Genomic DNA, 25,062 nt, shown 5'->3' with positions numbered 1-25,062 from the left:
ATGATGAATCGAAACGATTGCGGCAGGTCGATTGTCACGGACCTGCCACGCTCCGTCGCCAGGGGGCTGTACGCCCCGGATCGATCGGGGCCTGTAGGCAAGCGCAAGGATGATCCCATGACCCGGCTGTGGCGGATGTTCGTGAAGATGGCGGCGGTCGCCCTGATGCTCGCCTCGGGCGGGGCGATGGCGCAGACGCTGAAGGTCATGACGTTCAATGTCCGCTACGCCTCCGATGAGGGGGCGGAGCGCTGGGCGGTGCGGCGGCCGGTGATGGTCGAACTGATCCGCCGCGCCGCGCCCGACCTGATCGGTACGCAGGAATTGCTGCAACGGCAGGGCGACGATCTGGTGCACGCACTGCCCGGCTATCGCTGGTTCGGTCGCGACCGGCAGGGGCGGCATGACGACGAGCATATGGGCATCGTCTATCGCACGGACAGGCTGACCCTGATCCGACAGGGGGACTTCTGGCTGTCCGATACGTCCGATCGGGTGGGGAGCATGAGTTGGGGCACCGACCTGCCGCGCATGGCGAACTGGGCGGTGTTCGAGACGAAGGACGCCAGGCCGCGTCGTTTCCTGTTCGTCGACACCCATCTGGCGCATCGTGACGAGGATGCCGCGGCGCGCGAGCGGGCGGCGACGCTGATCCTGTCGCGGCTTCCGGCGCTGGCGCAGGGGTTGCCGGTGATCCTGGCGGGGGACATGAACGCCCGGCCGGACAGCGCCGCCTATCGGATATTCGCGACGAGCATGACCGATGCCTGGCGCAGTGCGACGCGGCGCGAGGGGCCGGACATGACCTTCCACGACTTCACCGGCACGCCCGATCGGCGCATCGACTATCTGTTTCTGCTTGGGTTCAAGGCCGATCAGGTGACGACTGATCGCTTCCACCGGGGCAAGACCTATCCCTCGGATCATTTCCCGGTCCACGCCACGCTGTCCTTCGCGCCGTGAACGCGCGGACACACCGCCATGCCTTTGCGGTAGCGTTATCATTTTCGGGATCCTATGGTCGGCGAACACCGATGACCGCGTAAAGCGCGGATAGGAGAGGGAAGACGATGCGGAAGGGGCAATTTCTGTCGGGCGTCGGCCGGTGCGCGGTCGTGGCGCTCGCTTTTGGGGCTGCGGCCTGGCCCGTGATGGCCGAGGCGCGGCCCCGTATCCTGACCCCGATGAGCGCCCATGCCGTCCTGCAACGCGACAGGCCGATCATCGTCGAGGGCGTGGCGGATGCGGGCGAGCGCGTGACGGTGACGCTGGGCGAGCAAGGCGCCGATGCCGTCGCCGATCGTCAGGGACGCTGGCGCGCGACCCTGCCCGCCATGGCGGCGGGTGGCGCTGCGCTGACCCTGACCGCGACCGGCAAGGACGGCGCGGTCGACAGGATGGACGATCTGCTGATCGGCGATGTCTGGTTGTGTTCGGGTCAGTCCAATATGGAATATCCGACCAAGCAGGCGCTGAACGGCGAAGGCCTGGTCGCCATGTCGGCCGATGATCATATCCGCCTGCTCGACATGGCGCATCATGTCGGCCTGTCCGCCGACGAGATGCTGGAAAAACGTCCGGTCTGGGCCGCCGCTTCGCCGGCCAGCGTCGCCAATTTCTCGGCCGCCTGCTATCTGATGGTCAAGGACCTTGCCGCTCGGTCGAAGGTGCCGATGGGCGCGATCGATTCGAGCTGGGGCGGGACCAAGATCCTGCCCTGGATCGCGGGCGACGACGCGCGCAAGCTGCCCGGCCTCGCCGCCGATGCCGATCTGCTGGCGCTTTACGCCCGCGACCATGCGGCGGGGCTGCGCAGCTTTGGGGATCGTTGGGGCGAATGGTGGCGCACGGCCAGCGGGACCAGGCGTGGGCAGGAGCCGTGGAACGCGCCCGACCGCCTGACCTGGGCGCCTGTCCCGAAGTTCGGCCCCTGGGAGGCGTGGGGCGTACCCGCGCTCGCCGACTATAACGGCCTGGTCTGGTTCCGGCAGGGCTTCGACCTGCCCAGCGCCCCGAGCGGCGACGGGATGATCGAACTGGCGGGGATCGACGAACTCGACACGGTGTGGATCAACGGCGTGGTCGTCGGCGCAACCTTCGGCTGGGGCGACTGGCGACGCTACACCGTTCCGCGCGCCGCGCTGAAGAAGGGCCGCAACGAGATCGTTGTCGGCCTTGGCGACACCTATGGTCCGGGCGGCATGTTCGGCCCCGCCGACAAGATCCAGTTCACCCCCGCCGGGGGACCGCCGATCCCGCTCGGCACCGGATGGCGCTATTCGGTCTATAAGCGCGACGACCAGAGCTATCCGCGCAGCCCCTGGGAAAGCCATGCGGGGCTGGGTACGCTCTACAATGGCATGATCGCGCCACTGGGGCCGATCGGGTTGAAGGGCGTCGCCTGGTATCAGGGGGAATCCGATGTGGGCCGCGCCGATTATGGCGATCGGCTGGCCGCGCTGATGACCGGCTGGCGGCGGCAGTTCCAGAATCCCGACCTGCCCTTCCTGATCGTCCAGCTCGCGAATTTCGGTGCGCCGCCGGTCAAGGTCGCGGATAGCGGCTGGGCGGCCCTGCGCGAGACGCAGCGGCTGGCGGTGCTGCGCGATCCCCATGCCGCGCTCGCCACGACGATCGATATCGGGGTGCGCAACGACATTCACCCGGCCGACAAGAACGAACTGGCCAGGCGGCTGGTCTTTGCTGAACAGCATTTGATGGCGGGCGACCGCGCAAACGCGTCGGGCCCGATGATCGCCTCGGCCACGCGGACCGAGGGCGCGGTGGTGTTGCGCTTTACCGGCGTGCAGGGCGCGCTCCACGCCTGGAGTGCGGCCGCCCCGATCGGCTTCGAACTGTGCGATGCCAGCGCCTGCCGCTATGCCAATGCCACGGTGAACGGGGCGGAGGTGCGGTTGGCCGATGCGAGGCCGGGTGACGTCCGCGTCCGCTATGCCTGGGCCGATGCGCCGGTGGTCAATTTCTATGATGAGGCCCCGCATCCGGTGGTGCCGTTCGAGACGGCGATCACGGGGGATTGATTTCTACACCCTCACCCTTCCGGCGCTCCGTGCCTCCCTCCCCCTCCCGCCGGAAGAGGGAAGAGGGAAGGGGGAGGGTGGAGGGTGGAGGGTGGGGCGAGACACGGGGAGAAAAGCCATCACGCGATGCGTTCAGCCGATCGGCGCCTTCAAAAGGTGCTTGAAATAAAATTCCATCGGGTTGAAAGATAGCAACGACCCGAACGGAATCGGGCGAAGCGTTGAGGAGAGAGCATGGCCGTGCCGCCATCAGGCATTTCGCGTGCCAACCTGGACCCGTTGCGGCTGCATGTGCCCGAGCCGAAATTCCGGCCGGGCGATGCGGTCGACTTCGCCGGTGTCGAGGTTCCTCCCGCCGGGGCGCAACGCCGCCCGGACACGGCCGCGCCCGCCGACAGCTTCCACGAACTCGCCTATACCCTGGTCCGCGTGCTGGATGACGAGGGCCGCGCGGTCGGTCCCTGGGACCCCCGGCTCTCTCCCGATGCCCTGCGCCGGATGCTGCGCCACATGGTGCTGCTCCGCGCGTTCGACGAGCGGATGTTCCGCGCACAGCGGCAGGGCAAGACCAGCTTCTATATGAAGGCGCTGGGCGAGGAGGCGGTCGCCGTCGCCGCCGCCCATGCGCTCGACTATGAGGATATGTGCTTCCCCTCCTATCGCCAGCAGGGGCTGTTGATCGCGCGCGACTGGCCGCTGGTCGACATGATGAACCAGATCTATTCCAACAGCGCGGATCGGCTGGGCGGCAAGCAGTTGCCCATCATGTATTCGGCGAGGGAGGCCGGGTTCTTCTCGATCTCGGGCAATTTGACCACGCAATATCCGCAGGCGGTGGGATGGGCGATGGCCTCGGCCGCCAAGGGCGATACGCGGATCGCGGCGGTCTGGTGCGGCGAGGGCTCGACGGCGGAGGGGGATTTCCACTCGGCCTGCACCTTCGCCGCGGTCTATCGCGCGCCCGTCGTCATGAACGTCGTCAACAACCAATGGGCGATCTCCAGCTTTTCCGGTTTCGCGGGCGCGGAGGCGACGACCTTTGCCGCGCGCGCGATCGGCTATGGCATTGCGGGCCTGCGGGTCGATGGGAATGATGCGCTGGCGGTCTATGCCGCTACCCAATGGGCGGCCGAGCGCGCGCGGACCAACCAGGGCGCGACGCTGATCGAGCATTTCACCTATCGCACCGAAGGCCATTCGACCTCGGACGATCCGACCCAATATCGCTCGGCGGGCGAGCCGACCGCCTGGCCGCTGGGCGACCCGATCCGGCGGTTGAAGGATCACCTGATCGGCTTGGGCGAGTGGGACGAGGAACGCCACGCGACCCAGGACCGTGAGGTCGCGGAGGAGGTGCGCGCCGCGCAAAAGGCCGCCGAGGCGAACGGCATTCTCGGCCATGGCCTGCACCAGCCGCTCGACAGCCTGTTCGACGGGGTGTTCGAGGAGATGCCCTGGCACCTTCGCGAGCAGCGCCAGCAGATGCTCGACGAGGAACAGGCGAGCGGACGGCCATGGGCGCGGAAATGATCGCCGTTCGGCACCACCCCGGCGAAGACCGGGGTCCAGTCGCCGCGTCCCCGCGACCGCAGGGCATCACGCGCCTCCTTTCGTCTCGCACCTGGCCCCCGGCCTTCGCCGGGGTGGAAGATCATCAATGAGCGATCCAACCACCGAAACCGCGCCCGGAACGGGCGAAACCACTCGCATGAACATGATCCAGGCGATCAATTCCGCCATGGACGTGGTCATGGCGCGCGACCCGGACGTGGTCGTGATGGGCGAGGATGTCGGCTATTTCGGCGGCGTCTTCCGCGCCACCGCCGGCCTTCAGAAAAAATATGGCAAGACCCGCGTGTTCGACACGCCGATCACCGAATGCGGCATCATCGGCGTCGCGGTCGGCATGGGGGCCTATGGCCTGCGTCCGGTGCCGGAAATCCAGTTCGCCGACTATATCTATCCCGCGCTCGACCAGTTGGTCAGCGAGGCAGCGCGGCTGCGCTATCGCTCGGCGGGGGAGTTCACCGCGCCGATCACCGTGCGCTCGCCCTTTGGCGGCGGCATCTTCGGCGGGCAGACGCACAGCCAGTCGCCGGAGGGCATCTTCACCCATGTCTCCGGCATCAAGACGGTGATCCCCGCGACCCCTTACGACGCCAAGGGCCTGCTGGTCGCCGCGATCGAGGACAATGACCCCGTCCTCTTCTTCGAGCCCAAGCGAATCTATAACGGCCCGTTCAACGGCCATTGGGATCGCCCGGCGGAGAACTGGTCGAAGCACCCCGGCGGCGAGGTGCCGACCGGCTATTACCGCATCCCGCTGGGCAAGGCCGCGACGGTGCGCGCGGGCGAGGCGGTGACGATCCTGTGCTACGGCACCATGGTCCATGTCTGCGCCGCCGTGGTCGCGGAGATGGGGGTCGATGCCGAGATCCTCGACCTGCGCACACTGGTGCCGCTCGACATCGAGGCGATCGAGGAATCGGTCAAGAAGACCGGCCGCTGCATGATCGTGCACGAGGCGACGCGCACCGGCGGCTATGGCGCGGAGCTGTCCGCGCTGGTGCAGGAACGCTGCTTCTATCATCTCGAAGCGCCGATCGCGCGCGTGACCGGCTTCGACACGCCCTATCCGCACAGCCTGGAATGGGCCTATTTCCCCGGCCCGGTCCGCATCGGCCAGGCGCTCAAGACCCTGTTGAAGGACGCCTGACATGGCTCGTTTCACCTTCCGCCTGCCCGATATCGGCGAAGGCATTTCCGAGGCCGAGATCGTCGCCTGGCATGTGAAGCTGGGCGACCGGGTCGAGGAAGATCAGTCGGTCGCCGACATGATGACCGACAAGGCGACGGTTGAGATGGAATCGCCCGTCTCGGGTACGGTCGTCGAACTGGCGGGCGAGGTCGGCGATCAGGTGCCGATCGGCTCGGCGCTGATGGTGATCGAGACGGATGCGGTGGAGGAAGCGTCGCCTGCGACCGAAGAGGCGGTGCTCGAAGCCGAAAACCCCGGCGTCGAAGAAGTGCAATCTCCCTCTCCCCCTGTGGGAGAGGGCCGGGGTGAGGGGGCGGCGCCGCAAGCCGAAACCTCCGTGGCTCCCCCCCACCCTGACCCTCTTCCACAAGGGGAGAGGGAGCAGAAGAAGGTACTGGCGTCGCCCGCCGTTCGTGCGCGGGCGCGGGATTTGGGCATTGACCTGTCGAGCGTGAAGCCTGCCGAGGGCGACCGCGTGCGCCATTCCGACCTCGACGCCTTCCTCCGCTACGGCTCCGCGCAGGGCTACACCCCCGCCCGCGCGCCCCGCGCCGATGAGACGGTGCGCGTCATCGGCATGCGCCGCCGCATCGCCGAGAACATGGCCGCCTCCAAGCGCGCCATCCCGCACTTCACCTATGTCGAGGAAATCGACGTCACCGCGCTGGAGGACACCAGGGCGCAGCTGAACGCCGGGCGCGGCAACCGGCCCAAGCTGACGCTGTTGCCGCTACTCATCGTCGCGATCTGCAAGACGCTGCCCGACTTCCCGATGCTCAACGCCCGCTATGATGACGAGGCGGGCGTGGTGACGCGCTCGGGCGCGGTCCATATGGGCATGGCGACGCAGACCCCCGCCGGACTGATGGTCCCCGTCATCCGCCATGCCGAGGGCCGCAATGTCTGGCAGCTTGCGACCGAGATCGCACGGCTGGCCGATGCGGCGCGGGCGGGAAGCATCGCCGGCACCGACATGGGCGGCGGTACGATCACACTGACCTCGCTGGGGCCGCTTGGCGGCATCGCGACGACGCCGGTGATCAACCGGCCGGAGGTGGCGATCATCGGCCCCAACCGCATCGTCGAGCGCCCCGTCTTCCGCTCTGACGGGCACGGGGGCGAGACGATCGCGCGCGCCAAGTTGATGAACCTGTCGATCAGTTGCGATCACCGCGTGGTCGATGGCTATGACGCGGCAAGCTATGTCCAGGCGTTGAAGACATTGCTCGAAACGCCGGTGATGCTGTTCGCGGATTGAGAGGGGCCTGGGCGAGATAGGGCGCAGGCTTCGACATCGCATGGCGTGAACGGAGGCGGGAATGGGATGGACGCCGCGCTCCGATCGACCCTCGGGGGCATGATCGCGGACGGCCCCTCCGGGCTTGCCATTCGCCATGCGCGCGTGGAACAGGGGCGGCATGACGACCGATCGCAATGCACGCACCGGCCTGTGGCTCGGCATCGGGGCCTATGTCTCCTGGGGTATCCTGCCCCTGTACCTCAAGCTGCTGAAGGGCGTGCCCGCGCTTCAGGTGCTGTCGCATCGCATCCTCTGGTCGCTTCTGCTGCTGGCGGTGGTGGTTCTCATCGCCAAGCGCGGCCGGGCGATCCTGGCGGCGGCGCGGGGACGGACCCTGCTCCTGCTGTGCGTCAGCGCCGCGCTGATCGCGGTCAATTGGCTGATCTATATCTGGTCGGTCCAGCATGATCATGTCCTGGAGGCGAGTCTCGGCTATTTCATCAACCCGCTGATCAATGTCGCCCTGGGCGTCGCGCTGCTCGGCGAGCGGATTCGGCGGGGGCAGGCGGTGGCGGTGGGGATCGCCGCGCTTGGTGTCTTGGTACTCGCGATCAGCGGGGGCGGGGCGATCTGGATCTCGTTGGCGCTGGCCCTGTCGTTCGGATTCTACGGCTTCGTCCGCAAGATCGCGGCGATCGATGCGCTGGGCGGGCTGACGGTCGAGACCGCACTGCTCGCCGGACCCGCGCTGGCGGTGTTGATCCATGCGAATGCCGACGGCACGGCCGTCTTCGGGGTGGACCGGCATCTGGACCTGTTGCTGATCCTGGCGGGCGCGGTGACGGCGGTGCCCTTGCTGATGTTCGCGGCGGCGGCGCGGCGGCTGCGCTATGCGACGCTGGGGCTGCTCCAGTATCTCGCGCCGACGCTGCAATTCGCGCAGGCCGTGTTGCTGTTCGGGGAGCCGCTTCGGCCGGTCCATATCGTCACCTTCGCGCTGATCTGGACGGGGTGTGCGCTCTATGCCTTCGACAGCGTGCGGGGGAGCCGGACGCTGGTGACGGTGGATTAGCTCAGCGTCGCGCGAACAGGTTCAGCGCCGCCCGCTCTGCAACTGCGCGACGGCCCGCCGCAGCAGCCCGCGCGGCGCGATCCGCGTGCTGACGGCGGTCAGCCGGTTGAACAGCCCCGACACCATCACCGCCTGCCCCCGGTCCAGCGCGGCGAGTCCGTCGCGCACCACCTGTTCGGAGTCCGAGGCGAAGCGGGTGAACAGCGGCGTTTCCGCCATGCCCGCGACATCGGCGAACTCGGTCCTGGTTGGCCCTGGGCATAATGCGGTGACGGTCACGCCGCGCGCTCGGACCTCTTCGTGCAGCGCCTCGGAGAAATGCAGCACGAACGCCTTGCTGGCATAATAGACCGCCATATAGGGCCCCGGCTGGAAGGCGGCCGTCGACGCGACGTTCAGCACCGCGCCGCGCCCGCGCGCCAGCATCGGCGGCAACAGGGCATGGGTCAGCGTGACCAGCGCGCGGCAGTTCAGGTCGATCATGCCGGTCTGCGTCGCCAGATCGCTGTCGGCGAAATCGCCCAGTGCACCGTAACCGACATTGTTGATCAGCGTGTCGATCGACAGGCCGCGATCGGCGATCCCCGTGAGCAGCGTCTCCACCCCGTCCACCCGCGCCAGATCGGCGGAGATGACATGCACCTCCACCCCCGGTCGTTGGCCGAGTTCCTGCGCCAGCGCGGCGAGCCGGTCGGTGCGCCGGGCGGTCAGGACCAAGGTCACGGGCTTTCGGGCCAAGGCCCGCGCAAAGTCCGCGCCCAGCCCGGCCGAGGCGCCGGTGATCAGGATGGTGTCGGGCATCAGGGTCTCCGCGAACGGGCGGCGGCTATTCGTTCAGCCATCCGCCGGTGAATCCTGCCCTTTGCAATCCCCGCCGCAGATGTGGGTTCCGCCGCATGGTCTTCCAGATCAGGCCGGTGCGATGATTCTCGATCATCGCGACGATGGGTCCCTGATCGATGCCCAGATAGTCCTTGTCCACCCAACCGATGCCGGGGACGATGTGTCCATGCTTCAACGGTGCGGGCGGATCGGTCAGCGTGGGGTTGAACGCGTCGAGAAAGCCATATCGGCCATAGATCCCCGAACCGTAACGGTCGTGCATCGCGCGCACCGCCGGAATGGCGATGTCGGGGGCAAAGGCGATCGAGGCCGCCGCTGCGGTCGGAGCCAGCGTCCCGTCGTCGCGCTCGCCGGGCCCGCGCGCCGAATAGCTGTAGAAGCGCCGTTCGAGGCCGTCGATCGTCTGGGTGAAGTCGCCCGGCCCGTCACAGGCGGTCAGCCCCCAGACATCGGCGCCATAGCCCCGCCAGCGTCCCGCATTGTCAATGGCATAGCGTTGCTGCGCATAGGCGGCGCGGCGGCTGTTCTCGAAATAATCGATGCCCTTGGACGCGATATAGGGGTCGCGAATGCCTTTGAAGTCCACCCAGACATGGCTGTATTGATGGCCGAACAGCGGCGCGAAGTGCAGATGCGGCAGGCCCCAGCGATCGGTCCAGCTCGCCTCGAACCGGCTGGACCACGCCGCCCATGTCCCCTCGGGCAGCGGATGGGTGGGGGAACCCAGCGCCAGCAGATAGAGCAGCATCCCCTCGTTATAGATATCCCAGTCGGACCTGATGAACCCCGTCTCCGGGTGCCAGCCCATCGACAGCAGCGGCGCGCGCGGCGTGATCCAGGTCCAGTCGACCGCGGCATAGATCCGGTCGGCGAGCGCCCGAATGCGCGCCTCGTCGGGATGGTCGGTGTCGAACCAGCTCTGCGCGAACAGGATACCGCCCAGGAGCAGCGCGGTGTCTACCGTCGACAGCTCGCACCGGGCGAAGCGCAACCCCTTGGTAACGCCCAGGAAATGATAGAAAAAGCCCTTATAGCCGCTGAAGCCGGTCTCGCCCGGCCCCTGCGGAGCATCGGCGAGGAATTGCAGCGTGGTCAGCGTCCGGGCCCGCGCCTCGTCCCGCGTGATCCAGCCATTGACCACCCCCACCGGATAGGCGGTCAGCGCGAATCCGACCGCCGCGACCGAGGCGAAGGACGGCGTGGGCCACCGATCGGGGGCGAGGCCGGTCGCCGCGTCGGTCGTCTCCCAGAAGAAGCGGAAGGTGCGTTCCTGTAGCTCGCGGATCAGGTCGGGCTGTGCGCTTGGGATGATCCGGGGCGGCGTCACCGGGCCGCGCGTGCAACCAGTGGCGAGCGCGGCGAGGCTCAGGCCGCCCAGGCCCAGGAGGCGGCGGCGGTCGTACATGGCGATATCCTTGTCCTGTGCCCGGTGCGCGGGGCCGGGGACGCGGCATCGCCCCCGGCTCGTCCGTCATCAGAAGCGATAGCCCAGCCGGAACTGGACCCGGCGCGGCAGGGTGAGCAGATTGGTGCCGATCCGTGCTGGCTCCAGCGGGTCGGTCACCCCGCCACCGGGGGCGGGGGTGTTGTTGAAGAAGTCGTCGAAGCCCGAGAAATTCTTGTTGTCGAAGGCGTTGAGCAGGTCGACCGCGGCCTCCAACTGGTCGCTGCGGCCGAATACGCGGAATTTCTTGGCCAGGGTCAGATTGACCTCGCAGAACGCGAACAGACCCTTGATGCAGTTCTTCTCGGGATAGGCGGCGGTGAATCGGTTGAAGCCGGAATCGGCGCCATTGGTGCCGTCCGTGACCCGGTAGGCCGAACCGCTGCCCAAGGTGGTCAGCGTCGAGAACTGGAAGCCCAGCGGCAGGTCGACGATCCCCGATAGGACGATCCGGTGGCGTTCGTCACCCGTGCTGGGGCGCCAGCCATAATCGTCGGGCGTCACCGCATCCAGGCTGAACAGGTCGCCGCCATTCTGCTCGGCCTTGGACAGGGTATAGGCGATGTTCACGCCCCAGCCCGAGGCCTGGCTATAGGGCTTGTCCAGGGTGAAGAAGATCGCCTTGTAGCGCGTGTCCAGCCCGTCGAACCCGATCAGCGCGTTGGAATAGCCGAAGGGGATGACCGGCGCGGTGTTGCAGCATGCCCCTTCGCCGTTCAGCGTCCGGGTGGCGAACAGGTTGGTATAGCCGTTGCGCCCGCGCTGATAGGAGCCGGTCAGCGAGGCCTGGAACACGCCGATCTTCTGCCGGACGCCCAGCGACACCTGATCGTTGACCGGCGGACGGGCATTGTTCTTGACCGCGAACAATTCGGGCAGGCCGACCTCCGGGTTGGTGTTGATCAGGGTCAGCAGTCCGTCGCGCGTGGCATAGGACGGGTTCCACTGAACGGTGGGCAAGCCGTTGCGCGGGCGGCCATCGGCGGAGAAGCGGAACACGCCGATCGGGTTGATCGTGCGGCTGAGCTCGTCGACCGTGTTGTTGAAATTGTTGCGGTCATAATAGCGGCCTGCGCCGCCGAAGATGACCGTCGTCTGGTCGTCCTTGATGTCCCAGGAAAAGCCGAAGCGCGGCGCGATCGCACCCGCAAAGGGTTTCCGCCTGGTGCCGTCGGTGATGTAGTTCTCGGGATCGAAATAGCGCGTCCGGGGCAGCGCGCGGAGTGCTGCTGCTGCGGCGGCGGGGGTGCGATAGTCGTTGTTGAACCCGTTGGTCTCATAGTCCCAGCGGACGCCCACATTGAACTGCAACCGCTCGGTCGCGTCCCAGTCGTCCTGGATGTACAGGCCGAGTTGCGTGTTCGATCCGAAGATGCGGCCATTGCCCAGGCCCAGCCGTGCCTCGGCGGGGAAGGAGAAGGTCAGATTGTTCTGCGGCTCGCGCCGGAAGGTATAGCGCGGCTGGATATAGGCCTGGTTGTTGAACGTGATATCGGTGACCTCGATCCGCGCACCCATCTTGAAGACGTGCTTGTCGAGCCCGCTATAGGTGAAGTCGTCGCGGAAGCTGTAATTCTTCTGCGCCTCGCGCCGGGTCGAATCCTTGCCGCCGAAGGTGATGACCGAGGCATATTCGTAACTTGGCAGATTGGGGTTCAGCGAGGTCGGATTGAAGACGTAGCTGAGATAATTGGCGTTGAATTCGTTGATGAAATTGTCGCCGTTATAGGTCCATTTGTAGAGATAGGTGTCGACGGTGTTCAGCTTGTTCTCCGCCGCCTCGAACGCGACGTCGTTGCCGAACCCCTGAATGTCGCTCTCGGTCCGGCGGCTGTACGACAGGTCGAAGACCTGGCGGTCGTCGGGGGTGAAGGTCAGCTTGCCGAAGAAGAAATCGGCGCGGAAGGGGCTGACGAAGGCGCCCTGGAAGTCGCTGAGCCGGCGGCCCGAAAACTGTTCGAACTCGGCGATCGCCGCGGCCGAGCCGGTGCTCTGGACGTTGAAGGCGCGGTCCTGGTCATTGCCCTCATAGGCGCCGAAGAAGAACAGCTTGTCCTTGATGATCGGCCCGCCCAGCGACGCGCCATATTGCTTGCGGGTGAAGGCGGGCTTGGGCCGGTCGTTGATGATGTCCAGATAGCTGCGTTCGGTCAGGCCGCGATTGGTATATTGCCCGAAGATCTCGCCGTGGAACTCGTTGGTGCCCGACTTGGTGATGGCGGTGATGATCGCGGAGCCAGCCTGTTCATACTCGGCCTTGTAATTCTGGGTCAGGACGCGGAATTCCTGCACCGCCAACTGGCCGAAGGGATTGCCCCGGCTGTTCTGCTGACCCGCCACGCCGCCCTCGCGAAGCTTGTTCTTCAGCGATACGCCGTCGATGAACACATTGACCTGGCTGGCGGTCGAGGCGCCCGAGGTGAAGCTCTTGTCGGTTTCGCTGTCGTTATAGCGGACGCCCGGCGCGAGTGCGGCGAAGGTCAGGAAGTTGCGATCGGTCTGGGGCAGGGTGCGGATCTGCGTCTGGCTGACATTGGTCGCGATCTCGCTGGTGCGGGTCTCGACTAGCCGGTTGCCGGTGACGACGATGTCCTGGCTCGTTGCCTCGCCGGTGTCGCCCGCCGCCACCTCGGCGCCGGTGGCCGCGCCGCCTTCGCCCGCCGGAGCCGCCGCGCCGACGCGCAGGTCGAGCGTCGCCGACTGGCCGATCGAAACGGTCACCAGTTGCGTGACGGTCGTACCGTCGGCGGCGGTCGCGGTGACGCGGTACTGGCTGGGGCGGAGGCCGCCGAGCACGAAATTGCCCGCGGCATCGGCGGTCTGGCGATAGGTCTGGTTGGTCGCGGTGTTGACCGCGACCACCTGTGCGCCGCTGCTGCCCGCGCCGGTCGCGTCGCGCACCTGTCCGCGTATCTGCGCGGTGGTGGTCTGCGCGGCGGCGGGCGCGAGGGTGATGGCGGCGCTGCCCAGGATGGTGGAGGTGGCCAGGGTCGCGCGGAGCGCGGCGGTCATGATCGTCTTCATCGTCGGTTCCCCAAACGCCGGTCGCGGAGGCGATCGCTCGCCCGCTCCGGTCCTGCTTTCGGTGCCGGACCCTGATGGGCTCCCACCGCGCAAGGTCGCGCGACGGGCGGGGCTGTGAGGATGGAGGAAGGGGCGGCCCGCCATCGGGCCGCCCGGCATCCCCTCCCGACACGGAGCCCGCCGGCTCCCGATGCCTGACGCCCGCCTGTTTTCGGCGGGTCATTTCTGACACCAATGTCATCTACGCCGCTTGTCGGGGGGCGCTCAAGCTCTTGCGACGCTGATACGGTCCGATAACGGTTCGGTGTGTCTTTCGAGCAACGGGTATGGTGCTGGCGGATTCCGTGAAAAGCGCGCTAATAGGGGTTTATGACAATGGAAATTGCGCGTGACGGGGCCGTGGCGATCCTGACCCTACGGAATCCTCCGAATAATCATCTGGGGCTAGGAACCATTTCCGAATTGGGTCGTGCGTTCGACGCGGCCGATGTCGATCCCGATATCCGAGCCATTTTGCTGCGTTCCGAGGGTCGGGTATTCTGTGCGGGGGCGGATCTGGTGAATGCCAATCCGGTGGCGGAGCCGCCGCCGCCGGGGGAGCGCAATCCCTTCTACATGGCGGCGACACGCCTGTTCGGGGTGGCGAAGCCGGTGGTCGCTGCGGTGCAGGGGGCGGCGGTCGGTGCGGGACTGGGCCTGGCGCTGGTCGCCGATTTCCGGGTGGCATCGCCCGAGGCCCGGTTCGTGGCGAATTTCGTGGCGCTGGGGCTGCACCCCGGCTTCGGCATCTCGGCGGTGCTGGAACGCGTCATCGGGCGGCAGCGCGCGGCGATGATGCTGCTGACCGGGCGACGTATCCGCGGCGAGGAAGCGGAACGCTGGGGATTGGTCGACCATCTCGTCCCTGCCGGCCAATTGCAGGCGGCGGCCATGGCGCTGGCGCAGGAGATCGCGGCGGCGGCCCCGCTGGCGGTGGCGTCCACCCGGCGCACCTTGCGCGGTGACCTGCGCGCGCTGGTCGAGGCGGCGACCGATCATGAACTGGGCGAGCAGGCGAAACTGATGCGGACCGAGGATTTCGCGGAAGGGGTACGCGCCGTGGCCGAGCGGCGGCCGGGGCGATTCACCGGGCGGTAGAGCAAGGACCGTTATCCCGCTTCCCGTCAGGTTGGAGGGGGCGTGGGGACATGGGCCGGGCCGGGCCAGTCGGCGACCCGGCGATCCCCAGGCTCCGCCCGTTCAGCGCGTGCGCGTCGCCAGTTCCGCCTTGCGGGCGGGCAGCGCGGCCAGGATCGTGCGGCGCTCCTCGGGCGGCTTGGCGCTCCAGTTGGAGATTTCCCGGATCGTGCGCGCACAGCCCAGGCACCAGCCGGTGGCCTTGTCCATCGTGCACACATTGACGCAGGGGCTGGCAATCCCCTGCGGCTGCGGATCGACGAAGCTGATGATGTCGAGCGACAAGGGCTGGCCTTTCCGCGCGGTCAGGCGCCGAACGATACCTTGAGGAAGTCGGGGATCGGCCCGTTCCAGCCACCATCGTCGGGTGCCTCGTCCGCGTTCGACCGGCGACGGTCGCGGCGGCGATCGTCGTCGCGTGCCTCCTGCCGTGCCGCACGGGGTTCCTCGAAACGCGGTTCTTCGCGGCGAGCTTCTTCACGGCGCGGGCGGGGTGCGCGTGCGCGCGGAGCCTCGGTCTGCGGCTCTTCGCGGGCGGGAACATCGGCTTCCGCCGTATCGCCGCGTGCCGTACGATCGCGGCGCGGGCGGCGGGCGGGCCGCTCCTCTTCGGCGACGGGCGGCAGTTCCAGCCGCTCGATCTTCTGCCCGGTCAGCTTTTCGATATTTTCCAGATTCTCGGCATCATCCGGCGTGACGAAGGTATAGGCGACGCCCGTCGCGCCGCCGCGACCCGTGCGACCGATCCGATGGACATAGTCGTCGGGATGCCAGGGTGCGTCGAAGTTGAACACATGGCTGACGCCCTTGACGTCCAGCCCGCGCGCCGCGACGTCCGAGGCGACCAGGATGTTCACTTCGCCGCGCTTGAACAGGTCCAGCTCGGCCAGGCGCTGCGCCTGTTCCATGTCGCCATGGATCTCGCCCGACCGGAAGCCGTGCGTCCTCAGGCTCTTGTTCAGCTCGCGCACGGTCGTCTTGCGGTTGCAGAAGATGATCGCGGTGCGAACCTCCTCCTGCGACAGCAACTGGCGCAGCCGCTTGCGCTTCTCGAACGACTGGGCCGCGACGGGCACCACGAACTGGGTGATGTTGATGTTGGTCGAGGCGGGGCGGGCGACCTCGATCGTCTTGGGGTTGTCCAGGAACTTGTCCGCCAGCTTCTTGATCGGCGGCGGCATCGTCGCGGAGAAGAGCAGCGTCTGGCGCTGCTTGGGCAGCTTGGTGCAGATTTCCTCGATATCGGGGATGAACCCCATGTCGAGCATCCGGTCCGCCTCGTCGATGACCAGCATCGAACAGCCGGTCAGCAGGATGTTGCCGCGCTGGAACAGGTCCATCAACCGGCCCGGCGTCGCGATCAGAACATCGACGCCCTTTTCCAGCGCCTTGATCTGGTCGCCCATCGACACGCCGCCGATCAGCAGCGCCATGGAGAGCTTGTGGTTCGCCCCGTATTTCTCGAAATTCTCGGCGACCTGCGCGGCGAGTTCGCGGGTCGGCTCCAGGATCAGGCTGCGCGGCATCCGCGCGCGGCTCCGGCCATGGGCGAGGATGTCGATCATCGGCAGCACGAAGGAGGCCGTCTTGCCCGTCCCCGTCTGCGCGATGCCGATGATGTCGCGCATCATCAGCACGGACGGGATGGCGGAGGCCTGAATCGGCGTCGGCTCGGTATAGCCGGCGTCGTTGACCGCCTTCAGAAGTTCGTCGGAGAGGCCGAGATCGGCAAAGCTCATGCAGTTTTCCGGAATTTGGCGCGGGATGGGAATCGCCCCGCACTCGCCCAGCAGCCTACGCCGCTTGCGGATTTATGGGCGAAAGTCAAGTTTTTCGCGCGTGTCGCCGATCGATCAGCGGGCGGGAACCAGCGCGCGGAAGCGATCGATCTCGCAGGTTGCGCCCGCCCGCGTGCGGATCGGATCGCGCCCGGCGCAAATCTGGCCGTCGGGTCCGGGGCGGATATAGAAGGTAGAGTAATAGTCGATCTGGCGACAGGTCCGCGCCAATCGGGCGCGCACCCGCTTGCCGCCGTTCAGCACGATGTCGACCGTGCCCCGGTCGCCGGGCAGCGCGCCCGCCATTTGCTGGGCGGGGATGCAGCGCGGGCCCTTGCGCTCCTTCCACCGGCTGGGGGTGACCATCGGCGGGGGCGTTCGCGGTACGCGGACGATGACCCGCTCGCGCACAATCATCTGCGTATATTGGGTCTGGTCCAGGCGAAGCTGATTCGGCGATTCGGCCGCGCCCAGCAGGGCGGGCGTCGCCAGCGTCGCCAGGAAGGCGGCGGGGAGTTTCGGGAATCGGCACACCATGATGTCGGCGCGAGATGATAGGGCCGGACATTGAACGCTGCATGAACCTGTTTTAGCGGGAGGGCATGAACAAGGCCCAGACCGCGCTGATCGCTGCGCTCCGCCCCCGGCTTGGCGACAAGGGTATCGTCACCGATCCCGCGCTGATCGCGCCATGGGAAATTGACTGGCGCCGGCGTTTCCAGGGGCACGCCCCGGCCATCCTCGCCCCCGCCGACACGGCCGAGGTCCAGGCGGTGCTGCGCGCGGCGGCCGAACACCGCGTGCCGCTGGTGCCGCAGGGGGGCAATAGTTCGATGGTCGGCGGGGCGACGCCGCCGCAGGACGGCTCGGCGCTGATTCTCTCCACCCGCCGGATGAACCGGATTCGCCGGATCGACGCGGGCGCGGGGATGGCGGTGGTCGAGGCGGGGGTGATCCTGGCCGATCTGCACGCGGCGACCGAGGTCGAGGGGCGGCGCTTTCCCCTGACCCTGGGCGCCAAGGGCAATGCGACGGTCGGCGGGCTTGTCTCGACCAATGCCGGCGGTACGCAGGTGCTGCGCTTCGGCACGATGCGCGGGCTGACACTGGGCGTCGAGGCGGTGTTGCCGGACGGGACGCTGTATGATGGTCTGTCGGCGCTGAAGAAGGACAATCGCGGCTATGACCTCGGCCAGTTGCTGATCGGGGCGGAGGGGACGCTGGGCATCGTCACCGCCGCCGCGCTTCGCCTGGCGCCGGCCATCGTCGCGCATGCCACGGCCTGGGTCGGGCTGGCCGATCCCGCCGCAGGCCTGGCGCTGCTGCGCCGATTGCAGGCGGCAAGCGACATGATCGAGAGTTTCGAGATCCTGCCTGCCGAAAGCCTCGCCGCCGCCGTCGCGCATCTGCCCGGTGCCCGTCCGCCGCTGTCGGGTCACCATCCCTGGCACGTCCTGATCGAGGCGGTGACCGGCGATCCGACCGCCGACCCGGCCGGGATGCTGGAGGCACGCCTCGCCGAGGCGCTGGAGGAGGGCCTGGTGTCGGATGCGATCATCGCCGCATCCGACACGCAGGCACATGCCTTCTGGTTGCTCCGCCACTCGCTTTCCGATGCCGAGCGGGCGCTCGGTCCGGCGGTGCAGCACGATATCGCGGTGCCCGTGGAGACGATGCCGCGCTTCATGATCGAGGCCGCCGCCGCCTGCGACGCGCGCTTCCCTGGCACCCACGCGTCCGGCTTCGGGCATCTGGGCGACGGCAATATCCATTTCCATGTCCGCGCCGCCCCCGGCACCGACCGCGAGCGCTTCTATGCCGAGGACGCCGCCACCATCACGCGGTTCGTCCATGACCTGGTCATGGCGGCGGGCGGCACCATCTCCGCCGAGCATGGCATCGGCCAGATGAAGCGCGACGAACTGGTCCGCCTCTCGCCCGAGCGGGTCGCGGCGATCCGCGCCATCAAGACGGCGCTCGATCCGCACGGCTTGTTCAATCCGGGCAAGCTCGTCGCTTGCGCATAAGGGCAAGGCCCCATAGACACGGGGCCACGACGCGCGGCCGGGGGGCTCGCGTGGACTGAGTTTTTTGGAGATCATCATGGCCAGCGCGCCGTCGCTTCCGCTTTTCTACAATGGCCTGGAACCGCTTTCGAGCGAAACCCATGCCAATTTCAAGGTCCGTCCGCAGGAAACCGCGCCTTTCCTGGTCGGCCAGCATGCGATCCCGGTGACCGTCGATGAATTCCCGCTGGTGCAGCGTTTCATGCCGATCGTCTTCTCGGTCGGCGACCAGCCCATCCCGCTGGCGCTGATGGGGCTGAACGAGGGCGTCAACGTCTTCGTCGACGACGAAGGCCGTCTGACCGAGACGAACTTCTATGTGCCCGCCTATATCCGTCGCTATCCGTACATGCTGGCGCGTCTGCGTCCCGAGGCGGACGAACTGTCGCTGTGCTTCGACCCGACCTCGCCGACGATCGGTGCGTTCGACGATGGCGATGCGCTGTTCGACGGCAACCAGCCGAGCGAGCTGACCAAGAACATCCTGTCGTTCAACGAATCCTTCGAACAGGCGGGCGCCCGCACCCAGAACTTCATGAAGGAACTGGCCGAGCTGGGGCTGCTGATGGACGGCGAAGTCTCGATCCAGCCCGATGGCGCGGATCAGCCCTTCATCTATCGCGGTTTCCAGATGGTCAATGAAGAGAAGCTGGTCGACCTGCGTGGCGATCAGCTCCGCAAGATGAGCCAGTCGGGCATGCTCCCGCTGCTCTATGCCCATCTCTTCTCGCTGTCGCTGATGCGCGACATCTTCGCCCGCCAGGCGCAGCTGGGCAAGATGCCCCAGCCGCAGCTTCAGCCGGTCGGCTGATCCGATGCGCGGGCCGGTCGCCGCCAGTCCGCGCTACAGCCAGGTCGCGATCGTCTTTCACTGGACGATCGCGGCGCTGGTGATGGCCAATCTGGCCATCGGCCTTCTCCATGAGAGCCTGTTGCCGGGAACCATCCCGCTGCACAAGGCGATCGGGTTGACTGTGCTGGCGTTGACCGCCGCGCGGATCGTCTGGCGGCTGGGCCACCGCCCGCCGCCCTTGCCCGCCGAGATTCCGGTCTGGGCGCGGGGCAGCGCCCATGCGCTTCACGCCCTGCTCTATTTCCTGATGATCGTCATGCCGATGACCGGCTGGGCAATGGGATCGGGCCGCGACGTGCCGCGCCCCGTGAGCTGGTTCGGTCTGTTCGACGTGCCGCCCCTGCCGATCGGCAAGGGGGCCGCCGGTTTCGGGCATGAGGCGCATGAGATCCTCGGCTGGCTGATGCTGGCGCTGGTGCTGATCCATGTGGCTGCGGCCCTGCGCCACCATTATCTGCTACGCGACGGTCTGCTCGCCCGGATGGGCCTCGGTAGCCGCTGAGCGTCTTCGCGGACGGGCCTGAGGGGAGGGCGCCATCGCGCTCCCACAGTCAAAGGCGATCCCGCTCGGGAGCGCGCAGATGGCCCGTGCGGGAAATGCTATTCAGGCCATGCTGGAACGCTGCTCATTCACCAAGCGTCCGCAGGGCGACGATCGGCGAGTTGCGCGGGGATTCGGGCGGCCGCCACCACGACCCGTTACGAAAAAATGACGAAATGCGATATTCGGGGTTGAACCAAATAGGCCCCTTCTTATTTATATCCTGTACGGCATCGTGTCCCCCCTTTCGCGGTGTCGTATGACACGCTTTCAGCGTGTCTCCTCCCTGAACCTTGGCCACCTCGCGCTCTTCCCCCTTGCGCGAGGTGGTTTTTTATTCGGCGGCGAGCGGCAGGCTTTGAGAGGGGTTTCCGTTCAGCGCTTCGTCGGCCAGCATGGCGAGCACCTGCCGAACCAGCGCCACGGTCGCATCGAAACCCTCGCCCGGCGACTCCAGCGCGGCGTCGAGATATAGCGAGCGGTCGAGTTCGAGCTGGATCGCATGGATCGCGCGTCGTGGCGCGCCGTGCCGCTCGACGATATGCCCGCCCGCATAAGGGGCGTTGCGCGTCACCGCGACGCCGCTGGCCCGAACCGCCGCTTCGATTCGCCGGACGAAGCGCGCATCCGCGGTGGTGCCGTGCCGGTCGCCGATCACGACACGGGGGTAGGAGGTCGGGCTGCCCAATGGCGGCATCGAATGCAGGTCGAGCAGCACCGCGACCCCGAACCGCGCGCGCACCTCCGCCAATCGGTCCGCCAGCGCCTGATGATAAGGGCGGTGATCGGCCGCGATCCGCTCCAGCATCTCCGCATCGCCGAACCGCCGGGACCAGATGTCGCCATACCCCGCCACCCGCCGGGGGACGAGGCCTAGCCCGCTGCGCAGCTTGGCCGATCCGCGTCCGGTGCCGCGCGCGCCCATGTCGATCAGGGGATCGCGCTCCTCCTCGCTGCGGTTCAGGTCGATCCAGGCGCGCGCGCGTCGCTGCACCAGCATCGGCTGGTCGTCATGCGCCGCCCGGGCGACCCGATCGATCAGCCGGTCCTCCAGCGCCATCATGGCGGGCAGGGGCACCCGCAGCGCCGCGACCAGTTCGGGCGGATAGTCCCGCCCGCCATGGGATACGGAGATCACCACCGGCCCGGTAGGCGGAACGGTGCCGAAGCTGGCGAAGGACGGGCCGGGGGGCGGAAGATCCATCGACGGGATGCTAGGGCGCGGCCGGGCGGGCCGCAATGGTCTGGAAATCTTAACTGCCGCGCCGCTAAGCTCCCCTACGAGATGAATCGGGATACCAAGATGCTTCACATCCTGCTGGCGGAAGACGATACCGTCATGCGTGAATATCTGACGCGGGCGCTCAGCAGGTCGGGATACCGGGTGACTGCGGTCCATTGCGGCACCGCAGCGCTGCCCCATCTGGAGAACGAGCGGTTCGATCTGTTGCTGACCGATATCGTGATGCCCGAAATGGACGGCATCGAACTGGCCCAGCGCGCGGCGACGATCGTGCCCGACCTGCGCGTGATGTTCATTACCGGCTTTGCGGCGGTGACGTTGAAGGCGGGGCAGGCGATGCCCAACGCCCGCGTCCTGTCCAAGCCGTTCCATCTGCGGGACCTGGTGATGGAGGTGGACAGACTTTTTGCAACGGAATCGGCCGATGGAGCAATTTAGGGCTTGCCAGCCTCGAACAACCTGCTAATTGGCCGGCCTCCGGCGGGCGTGTAGCTCAGTGGTAGAGCACTGTGTTGACATCGCAGGGGTCGCAAGTTCAATCCTTGCCACGCCCACCATCGAAAACCCCGCTAGGCCAACGGCTTAGCGGGGTTTTTGGTTTTCAGGTCCCCGAGTTGCGCGTCAAGGTTTTGCGTGCCTTTTGCGTGTCATGCCGAGTGGAACATCCGGGCGTACGGGACCTCGGAGGCGCTAGGGCGGCTGCGCCAGCGGATTGGGACCGGCAGTGATGGCGTGAAAACGATCGGCCATCACACCCGTCGCCGCCGTCCATCGGGACCGACTTGCGTGGGTTTTGCGTGGAGCGGCGTCGCCATCTTCCGGGTCAGCTCGGACGCAATGTCCTCCAGCCCCTGTCGGGTCTCGGAGAGATAAGCCGGACTGAAGATCACGTAGCGCCGCGTCGACTGAGGCAGCACCACGTGTCCGAGCGCCAACGGGATCTCCTGCTGCGAGACGCCGCGTTGTGCGATCAGGGTCGCCATGCTGTGGCGCATCAGCTTGGGGCCGAAGCCGACCGGCACCCCGAACCGCCTTGCCATGACACTCCACGCCTTTTTGACGTCCGCCACGGGCCGCTGAACCACCCAACGGTCCTCATCCTCCTCTGCCACACTCTCGTGACAGACCAGCCGGTCGTCCGTCGCCTCCAGCCAGTTCGCCAGGAGCGATGTGACGGGGAGCGCCGGTCGGTTTTTGCGCGTCTGGATCCGCCCCGCTGGGTTGAGGTCGAGCACGCCGGCGTCGCGGTGCCATTGCTGCCGGTCGGGCCGCACCGAGATATCGTAGAGCGCGTCCGGCCGCGCTAGCGTGCAGATCGCACCAATCAGGTAGCGGCGCAGTGGCATCAATCGTGCCGGATGCGCCGGGCTGAGCTCCGGGTCTCCTTCCGCCGTATAGTCGAGCATCTCGGCGATTTGGTCGAGCGAGAGGCGGAAGTTGCGCTCCGGCGTCACGGCAGCGCGGGGCAGGTGCTTCAGTTCGGGTACCGCCTCCATGCGCTTGACGTTGAACCGCAAGGCTGCCTTCAGCTGGATGATGCTCTCCTCGACCGTCGACTTCGCCCGTTTGCGGGTCGACACGGTCCATTCCCCGGTCTCCGGGTCACGCCGCCGCTGGGTCACGGGATCGATCTCGGTCCCCCAATGGCGAAATCGCTTCAGCCATTCGGCGTCCAGCACCTTCGGCAGCACGGGTTCACGCAATACACCGAACTTGAGTTCATGGTCGATGAACCGATTCACCAGTTTCAGCCGGGCATAGATCGCGTCGGCGCTGGCCTGGTCGGCACCGTGCAGCATCCAATAGTCCGTCATCGCCTGATGGACCGTGTAGGACGCCTTGTCGTCATCGGCAGGCTGGTGGAACGCCAGATAGTGACGGTCGAGCACCTCGGTCGCTACGCAAAGATCAGCCGTGCCCGTGCTGCGTCGCTGCATTCGGCCGGATACCGGGTCGTACCAGCAGATGTAGAGGTTCGGGCTGACGACCTCGCCGCCCTTGCCCCGGAGGTGATCGAGGTGGAATTCACCCCGGCGGTAGAAAACTTTCGGTGCCGGCACTGCGCTTTTTCCTTCAGGATTTCGCTTCGCGCCTTTCCGAGCAGGTTCACTGCACCCACCAGGGTGAGGAGGTCGAGATCCTCCGACTTGAGGTTGATGCCCCGGTCCGTCTGGATCGCACGGGCGATCTTGCGGTCGAGCCGCAGGATGGCGTCGGCGGTTGCCGCGTCGATCATGTCCTGGGGGAGGACCGGGCCGGTCCCCGGCGTCATCGCGACGGTGCCGCCGGCGTCCGCGTCGATGCTCATCATGTCTTTTCCTTCCTGACGTGGGTAACCCCCACGTGCAGGGCCTTCTTCTCACCCGAAGTGGTCGTCGGTGCCCTTCAAGCGATCCGCGATCTCGCGTCGCGAGACAGTGACGCCGACATCGGCGGCGATGACCGGCCATTCGGCCAGCGCGCCGCGCGTTCGGTCGATGATCTGCGCGATGACGCGATCCGACAGGCCATGGCGGCGGCCCAGCGCGAGGACGTGGGCGCGGGTCGGGGTGCGGCCTTCGCCTTCGACCGCGAGATAGTGTTCGCCGCCCAGGCCGACCGAGAAGGTCAGGTCATAGGCCGGGGCGAGGCGCCACTCACCGCTCGGTCCCATCAGATAGCTATGCTGACGGGTATGGTCGTCGCGATTATGCGCCAGGACGTTGAAGACCATGCGGCGGAACGCTTGTTCGACGTCGCCGGCATGGCGGGTGATCGCCATGGTCGCACGCAGGAATCCGTCATAGTCGAGGCTGGGCATCTCGGACGGGGCTTCGGCTGCCCCGGCGAGGGATACCATGTGCAGCCGGCGTCCGGGGGCCGGTCGGTCGAAGCGGCGCGTCGCGAAATAGCCAAGTCCGTCGCGCTCGGGCAGGACGCGGGATTCCGCGATCGTCAGGCCGGCCGCGCGGGCCATGCGGGCGTAGGCTTCCTCGACCGGGCCGATATCGACGGGATCGCCGGTCGCGCGGAACTTGACGATCCAGGCGTCATGGCCGTCCGCGGCCTCGCCGACGCTGATCGCACCGTCGGGGGCGAAGCCGACATGGACCTTGGGGCGAGCGCCGCCCGATGCCCCGCCCAGCGCCGCCAGCGTGTCGACCAGCGCGCCCTCGTCCCCGGCGAGGAGCAGCCGCGATTCCTCGGCCAAGGCATCGAGGTCGATCATCCCGATCTCGTCGTCGGGTGTGGCGGCTGGCTGATAGACCAGCGCGCCACGCCCGCCAGCGCCGATGATGGCCAGCTGATCGACCGGGTTCAGCGTGTCGAACTGGACGTCGATCCTGGCGAGGCGACGTCGCAGCAACAGCCGTCCCCAGGCATCGGGCAGGCTGTCCGCCAGGAAGCCGTGCAGCCCGCCGAACGACCGGCTCCGCGCGGCGTGCAAGCCCGGCTCGGGCGGATAGAGCAGCGGGGCAACGAGCAAGCCGCTGCGGATCACGTCGGGCGACCATTCGAGCTGGGCGACGCCACCGGCCATCACGACCCGCCCCGCTTGCGCGGCGGGCGCGGAATCGTCGAACGCCAGTGCGAGCCCCAGCGGTGCCCCCGGTCTCAGCTTCACGATGGAATCCTCGACGCAGCCCGGCGGCGACGCTTCGGCGCGGTGCGTTCGGTCATCCGTTTTTGCTCCAGCAGGGCATCCATCGAACTGGCCACCGGCTCCGGGAACAGGGAGAACAGATCCTGTTCGCATCGCAGCGCCACGGCCGCGCGGACGAGGTCGTCGATCGACGCCTTGCCCTCGGCCTCCAGCCGCCGCCACGTGCGGTAGGACACGCCAGCACGGGCCGCCGCATCGACCTGCGTCAGGTTCATCGCCAGTCGGCGGCGCTGGACCTTCTGGCCGAGATCGGCCGCGATTTCGCTAGGCGTGTGCAGCATCGTCCAAATATGGCCCGTAAAGCGAGATCACGCAACATTGATGGCCATATTTGGACGAA

22 protein-coding genes and 1 tRNA gene are annotated in these 25,062 nt (G+C 67.1%); 12 read left to right on the top strand and 11 right to left on the bottom strand.

Features of this window, described 5'->3' with window-relative positions; translation table 11 throughout:
• Positions 1-117 precede the first annotated feature (117 nt).
• From ABDV78_RS01375 to rarD, 6 genes are all read left to right on the top strand, one after another.
• Positions 118-963: an endonuclease/exonuclease/phosphatase family protein gene (locus tag ABDV78_RS01375; protein ID WP_343525375.1), complete on the top strand. Its 846-nt coding sequence runs from the start codon at positions 118-120 to the stop codon at positions 961-963.
• A gap of 107 nt (positions 964-1,070) precedes the next feature.
• On the top strand, positions 1,071-3,041 hold the full coding sequence (locus ABDV78_RS01370) for a sialate O-acetylesterase (protein ID WP_343525374.1): 1,971 nt from the start codon (positions 1,071-1,073) through the stop codon (positions 3,039-3,041).
• A gap of 234 nt (positions 3,042-3,275) precedes the next feature.
• Positions 3,276-4,571: a 3-methyl-2-oxobutanoate dehydrogenase (2-methylpropanoyl-transferring) subunit alpha gene (locus ABDV78_RS01365; protein WP_343525373.1), complete on the top strand. Its 1,296-nt coding sequence runs from the start codon at positions 3,276-3,278 to the stop codon at positions 4,569-4,571.
• A gap of 178 nt (positions 4,572-4,749) precedes the next feature.
• The gene (locus ABDV78_RS01360; RefSeq protein WP_343525468.1) at positions 4,750-5,757 is read left to right on the top strand and encodes an alpha-ketoacid dehydrogenase subunit beta; all 1,008 of its coding nucleotides are present in this window, start codon (positions 4,750-4,752) and stop codon (positions 5,755-5,757) included.
• Position 5,758: 1 nt separating this feature from the next.
• Positions 5,759-7,057, top strand: coding sequence for a dihydrolipoamide acetyltransferase family protein (locus tag ABDV78_RS01355; RefSeq protein WP_343525372.1), 1,299 nt, complete (start codon positions 5,759-5,761; stop codon positions 7,055-7,057).
• Positions 7,058-7,217: 160 nt separating this feature from the next.
• The gene (gene rarD, locus ABDV78_RS01350) at positions 7,218-8,111 is read left to right on the top strand and encodes an EamA family transporter RarD (RefSeq protein WP_343525371.1); all 894 of its coding nucleotides are present in this window, start codon (positions 7,218-7,220) and stop codon (positions 8,109-8,111) included.
• A 21-nt stretch (positions 8,112-8,132) separates the two neighbouring features.
• Here rarD and ABDV78_RS01345 read toward each other — a convergent pair whose 3' ends face one another.
• From ABDV78_RS01345 to ABDV78_RS01335, 3 genes are all read right to left on the bottom strand, one after another.
• The gene (locus ABDV78_RS01345) at positions 8,133-8,912 is read right to left on the bottom strand and encodes an SDR family oxidoreductase (protein WP_343525369.1); all 780 of its coding nucleotides are present in this window, start codon (positions 8,910-8,912) and stop codon (positions 8,133-8,135) included.
• A 25-nt stretch (positions 8,913-8,937) separates the two neighbouring features.
• Entirely contained in the window at positions 8,938-10,359 is a 1,422-nt protein-coding gene (locus ABDV78_RS01340; RefSeq protein WP_343525368.1) for a glucoamylase family protein, read from the bottom strand.
• Positions 10,360-10,428: 69 nt separating this feature from the next.
• On the bottom strand, positions 10,429-13,422 hold the full coding sequence (locus ABDV78_RS01335; RefSeq protein WP_343525367.1) for a TonB-dependent receptor: 2,994 nt from the start codon (positions 13,420-13,422) through the stop codon (positions 10,429-10,431).
• 375 nt (positions 13,423-13,797) lie between these two features.
• Between ABDV78_RS01335 and ABDV78_RS01330 the strand changes: the two genes are divergently transcribed.
• Complete coding sequence (locus ABDV78_RS01330; RefSeq protein ID WP_343525366.1) at positions 13,798-14,559, top strand: enoyl-CoA hydratase/isomerase family protein; 762 nt, start codon at positions 13,798-13,800, stop codon at positions 14,557-14,559.
• 102 nt (positions 14,560-14,661) lie between these two features.
• Here the strand turns inward: ABDV78_RS01330 and ABDV78_RS01325 are convergent, their stop codons facing one another.
• The 3 genes from ABDV78_RS01325 to ABDV78_RS01315 form a co-directional block, all read right to left on the bottom strand.
• A complete protein-coding gene (locus tag ABDV78_RS01325; protein ID WP_343525365.1) occupies positions 14,662-14,883 on the bottom strand; it encodes a DUF1289 domain-containing protein in 222 nt (73 codons plus the stop codon).
• 20 nt (positions 14,884-14,903) lie between these two features.
• Positions 14,904-16,337, bottom strand: coding sequence for a DEAD/DEAH box helicase (locus tag ABDV78_RS01320; protein WP_343525364.1), 1,434 nt, complete (start codon positions 16,335-16,337; stop codon positions 14,904-14,906).
• A 114-nt stretch (positions 16,338-16,451) separates the two neighbouring features.
• A complete protein-coding gene (locus tag ABDV78_RS01315; protein WP_343525363.1) occupies positions 16,452-16,913 on the bottom strand; it encodes a hypothetical protein in 462 nt (153 codons plus the stop codon).
• A gap of 65 nt (positions 16,914-16,978) precedes the next feature.
• On the opposite strand from ABDV78_RS01315, the gene ABDV78_RS01310 reads away from it, so the two are divergent.
• The 3 genes from ABDV78_RS01310 to ABDV78_RS01300 all read left to right on the top strand — a co-directional run bounded on the left by ABDV78_RS01310 (position 16,979) and on the right by ABDV78_RS01300 (position 19,797).
• Entirely contained in the window at positions 16,979-18,403 is a 1,425-nt protein-coding gene (locus ABDV78_RS01310) for an FAD-binding oxidoreductase (protein ID WP_343525362.1), read from the top strand.
• A gap of 76 nt (positions 18,404-18,479) precedes the next feature.
• On the top strand, positions 18,480-19,253 hold the full coding sequence (locus ABDV78_RS01305) for a SapC family protein (protein WP_343525361.1): 774 nt from the start codon (positions 18,480-18,482) through the stop codon (positions 19,251-19,253).
• A gap of 4 nt (positions 19,254-19,257) precedes the next feature.
• On the top strand, positions 19,258-19,797 hold the full coding sequence (locus ABDV78_RS01300; protein WP_343525360.1) for a cytochrome b: 540 nt from the start codon (positions 19,258-19,260) through the stop codon (positions 19,795-19,797).
• 373 nt (positions 19,798-20,170) lie between these two features.
• Here the strand turns inward: ABDV78_RS01300 and ABDV78_RS01295 are convergent, their stop codons facing one another.
• The gene (locus ABDV78_RS01295) at positions 20,171-21,040 is read right to left on the bottom strand and encodes an N-formylglutamate amidohydrolase (RefSeq protein WP_343525359.1); all 870 of its coding nucleotides are present in this window, start codon (positions 21,038-21,040) and stop codon (positions 20,171-20,173) included.
• Positions 21,041-21,139: 99 nt separating this feature from the next.
• Here ABDV78_RS01295 and ABDV78_RS01290 point away from each other — a divergent pair, with 99 nt between their 5' ends.
• Positions 21,140-21,517 carry a response regulator gene (locus ABDV78_RS01290; protein WP_343525358.1) on the top strand — a complete coding sequence of 126 codons (378 nt, stop codon included), beginning with the start codon at positions 21,140-21,142 and terminating at the stop codon, positions 21,515-21,517.
• A gap of 44 nt (positions 21,518-21,561) precedes the next feature.
• Positions 21,562-21,636: transfer RNA gene (locus ABDV78_RS01285), tRNA-Val, on the top strand.
• 192 nt (positions 21,637-21,828) lie between these two features.
• Here the strand turns inward: ABDV78_RS01285 and ABDV78_RS01280 are convergent.
• The 4 genes from ABDV78_RS01280 to ABDV78_RS01265 are packed head-to-tail and all read right to left on the bottom strand — an operon-like array spanning position 21,829 to position 25,003.
• Complete coding sequence (locus tag ABDV78_RS01280; RefSeq protein WP_343525357.1) at positions 21,829-23,016, bottom strand: hypothetical protein; 1,188 nt, start codon at positions 23,014-23,016, stop codon at positions 21,829-21,831.
• On the bottom strand, positions 22,977-23,390 hold the full coding sequence (locus ABDV78_RS01275; RefSeq protein ID WP_343525356.1) for a hypothetical protein: 414 nt from the start codon (positions 23,388-23,390) through the stop codon (positions 22,977-22,979). Before ABDV78_RS01275 ends, ABDV78_RS01280 begins: the two co-directional genes overlap by 40 nt.
• Before the next feature lie 48 nt (positions 23,391-23,438).
• Positions 23,439-24,683 carry a HipA domain-containing protein gene (locus ABDV78_RS01270; protein ID WP_343525355.1) on the bottom strand — a complete coding sequence of 415 codons (1,245 nt, stop codon included), beginning with the start codon at positions 24,681-24,683 and terminating at the stop codon, positions 23,439-23,441.
• Positions 24,680-25,003 carry a helix-turn-helix transcriptional regulator gene (locus ABDV78_RS01265; protein WP_343525354.1) on the bottom strand — a complete coding sequence of 108 codons (324 nt, stop codon included), beginning with the start codon at positions 25,001-25,003 and terminating at the stop codon, positions 24,680-24,682. The genes ABDV78_RS01270 and ABDV78_RS01265 overlap by 4 nt, the downstream gene beginning before the upstream one ends.
• Positions 25,004-25,062 lie beyond the last annotated feature (59 nt).

The organism is Sphingomonas sp., from assembly GCF_039594485.1.
In the GTDB taxonomy this organism is placed as follows: Bacteria; Pseudomonadota; Alphaproteobacteria; order Sphingomonadales; family Sphingomonadaceae; genus Sphingomonas.
This window is presented reverse-complemented; position numbering and strand designations above follow the sequence as displayed.

Bases quoted from the DNA above. Each gene is read 5' to 3' on its own strand.
- ABDV78_RS01375 (WP_343525375.1), top strand. From the start codon at position 118: ATGACCCGGCTGTGGCGGATGTTCGTGAAGATGGCGGCGGTCGCCCTG.
- ABDV78_RS01370 (WP_343525374.1), top strand. From the start codon at position 1,071: ATGCGGAAGGGGCAATTTCTGTCGGGCGTCGGCCGGTGCGCGGTCGTG.
- ABDV78_RS01365 (WP_343525373.1), top strand. From the start codon at position 3,276: ATGGCCGTGCCGCCATCAGGCATTTCGCGTGCCAACCTGGACCCGTTG.
- ABDV78_RS01360 (WP_343525468.1), top strand. From the start codon at position 4,750: ATGAACATGATCCAGGCGATCAATTCCGCCATGGACGTGGTCATGGCG.
- ABDV78_RS01355 (WP_343525372.1), top strand. From the start codon at position 5,759: ATGGCTCGTTTCACCTTCCGCCTGCCCGATATCGGCGAAGGCATTTCC.
- rarD (WP_343525371.1), top strand. From the start codon at position 7,218: ATGACGACCGATCGCAATGCACGCACCGGCCTGTGGCTCGGCATCGGG.
- ABDV78_RS01345 (WP_343525369.1), bottom strand. From the start codon at position 8,912: ATGCCCGACACCATCCTGATCACCGGCGCCTCGGCCGGGCTGGGCGCG.
- ABDV78_RS01340 (WP_343525368.1), bottom strand. From the start codon at position 10,359: ATGTACGACCGCCGCCGCCTCCTGGGCCTGGGCGGCCTGAGCCTCGCC.
- ABDV78_RS01335 (WP_343525367.1), bottom strand. From the start codon at position 13,422: ATGAAGACGATCATGACCGCCGCGCTCCGCGCGACCCTGGCCACCTCC.
- ABDV78_RS01330 (WP_343525366.1), top strand. From the start codon at position 13,798: ATGGAAATTGCGCGTGACGGGGCCGTGGCGATCCTGACCCTACGGAAT.
- ABDV78_RS01320 (WP_343525364.1), bottom strand. From the start codon at position 16,337: ATGAGCTTTGCCGATCTCGGCCTCTCCGACGAACTTCTGAAGGCGGTC.
- ABDV78_RS01315 (WP_343525363.1), bottom strand. From the start codon at position 16,913: ATGGTGTGCCGATTCCCGAAACTCCCCGCCGCCTTCCTGGCGACGCTG.
- ABDV78_RS01310 (WP_343525362.1), top strand. From the start codon at position 16,979: ATGAACAAGGCCCAGACCGCGCTGATCGCTGCGCTCCGCCCCCGGCTT.
- ABDV78_RS01305 (WP_343525361.1), top strand. From the start codon at position 18,480: ATGGCCAGCGCGCCGTCGCTTCCGCTTTTCTACAATGGCCTGGAACCG.
- ABDV78_RS01300 (WP_343525360.1), top strand. From the start codon at position 19,258: ATGCGCGGGCCGGTCGCCGCCAGTCCGCGCTACAGCCAGGTCGCGATC.
- ABDV78_RS01295 (WP_343525359.1), bottom strand. From the start codon at position 21,040: ATGGATCTTCCGCCCCCCGGCCCGTCCTTCGCCAGCTTCGGCACCGTT.
- ABDV78_RS01290 (WP_343525358.1), top strand. From the start codon at position 21,140: ATGCTTCACATCCTGCTGGCGGAAGACGATACCGTCATGCGTGAATAT.
- ABDV78_RS01280 (WP_343525357.1), bottom strand. From the start codon at position 23,016: ATGCAGCGACGCAGCACGGGCACGGCTGATCTTTGCGTAGCGACCGAG.
- ABDV78_RS01275 (WP_343525356.1), bottom strand. From the start codon at position 23,390: ATGATGAGCATCGACGCGGACGCCGGCGGCACCGTCGCGATGACGCCG.
- ABDV78_RS01265 (WP_343525354.1), bottom strand. From the start codon at position 25,003: ATGCTGCACACGCCTAGCGAAATCGCGGCCGATCTCGGCCAGAAGGTC.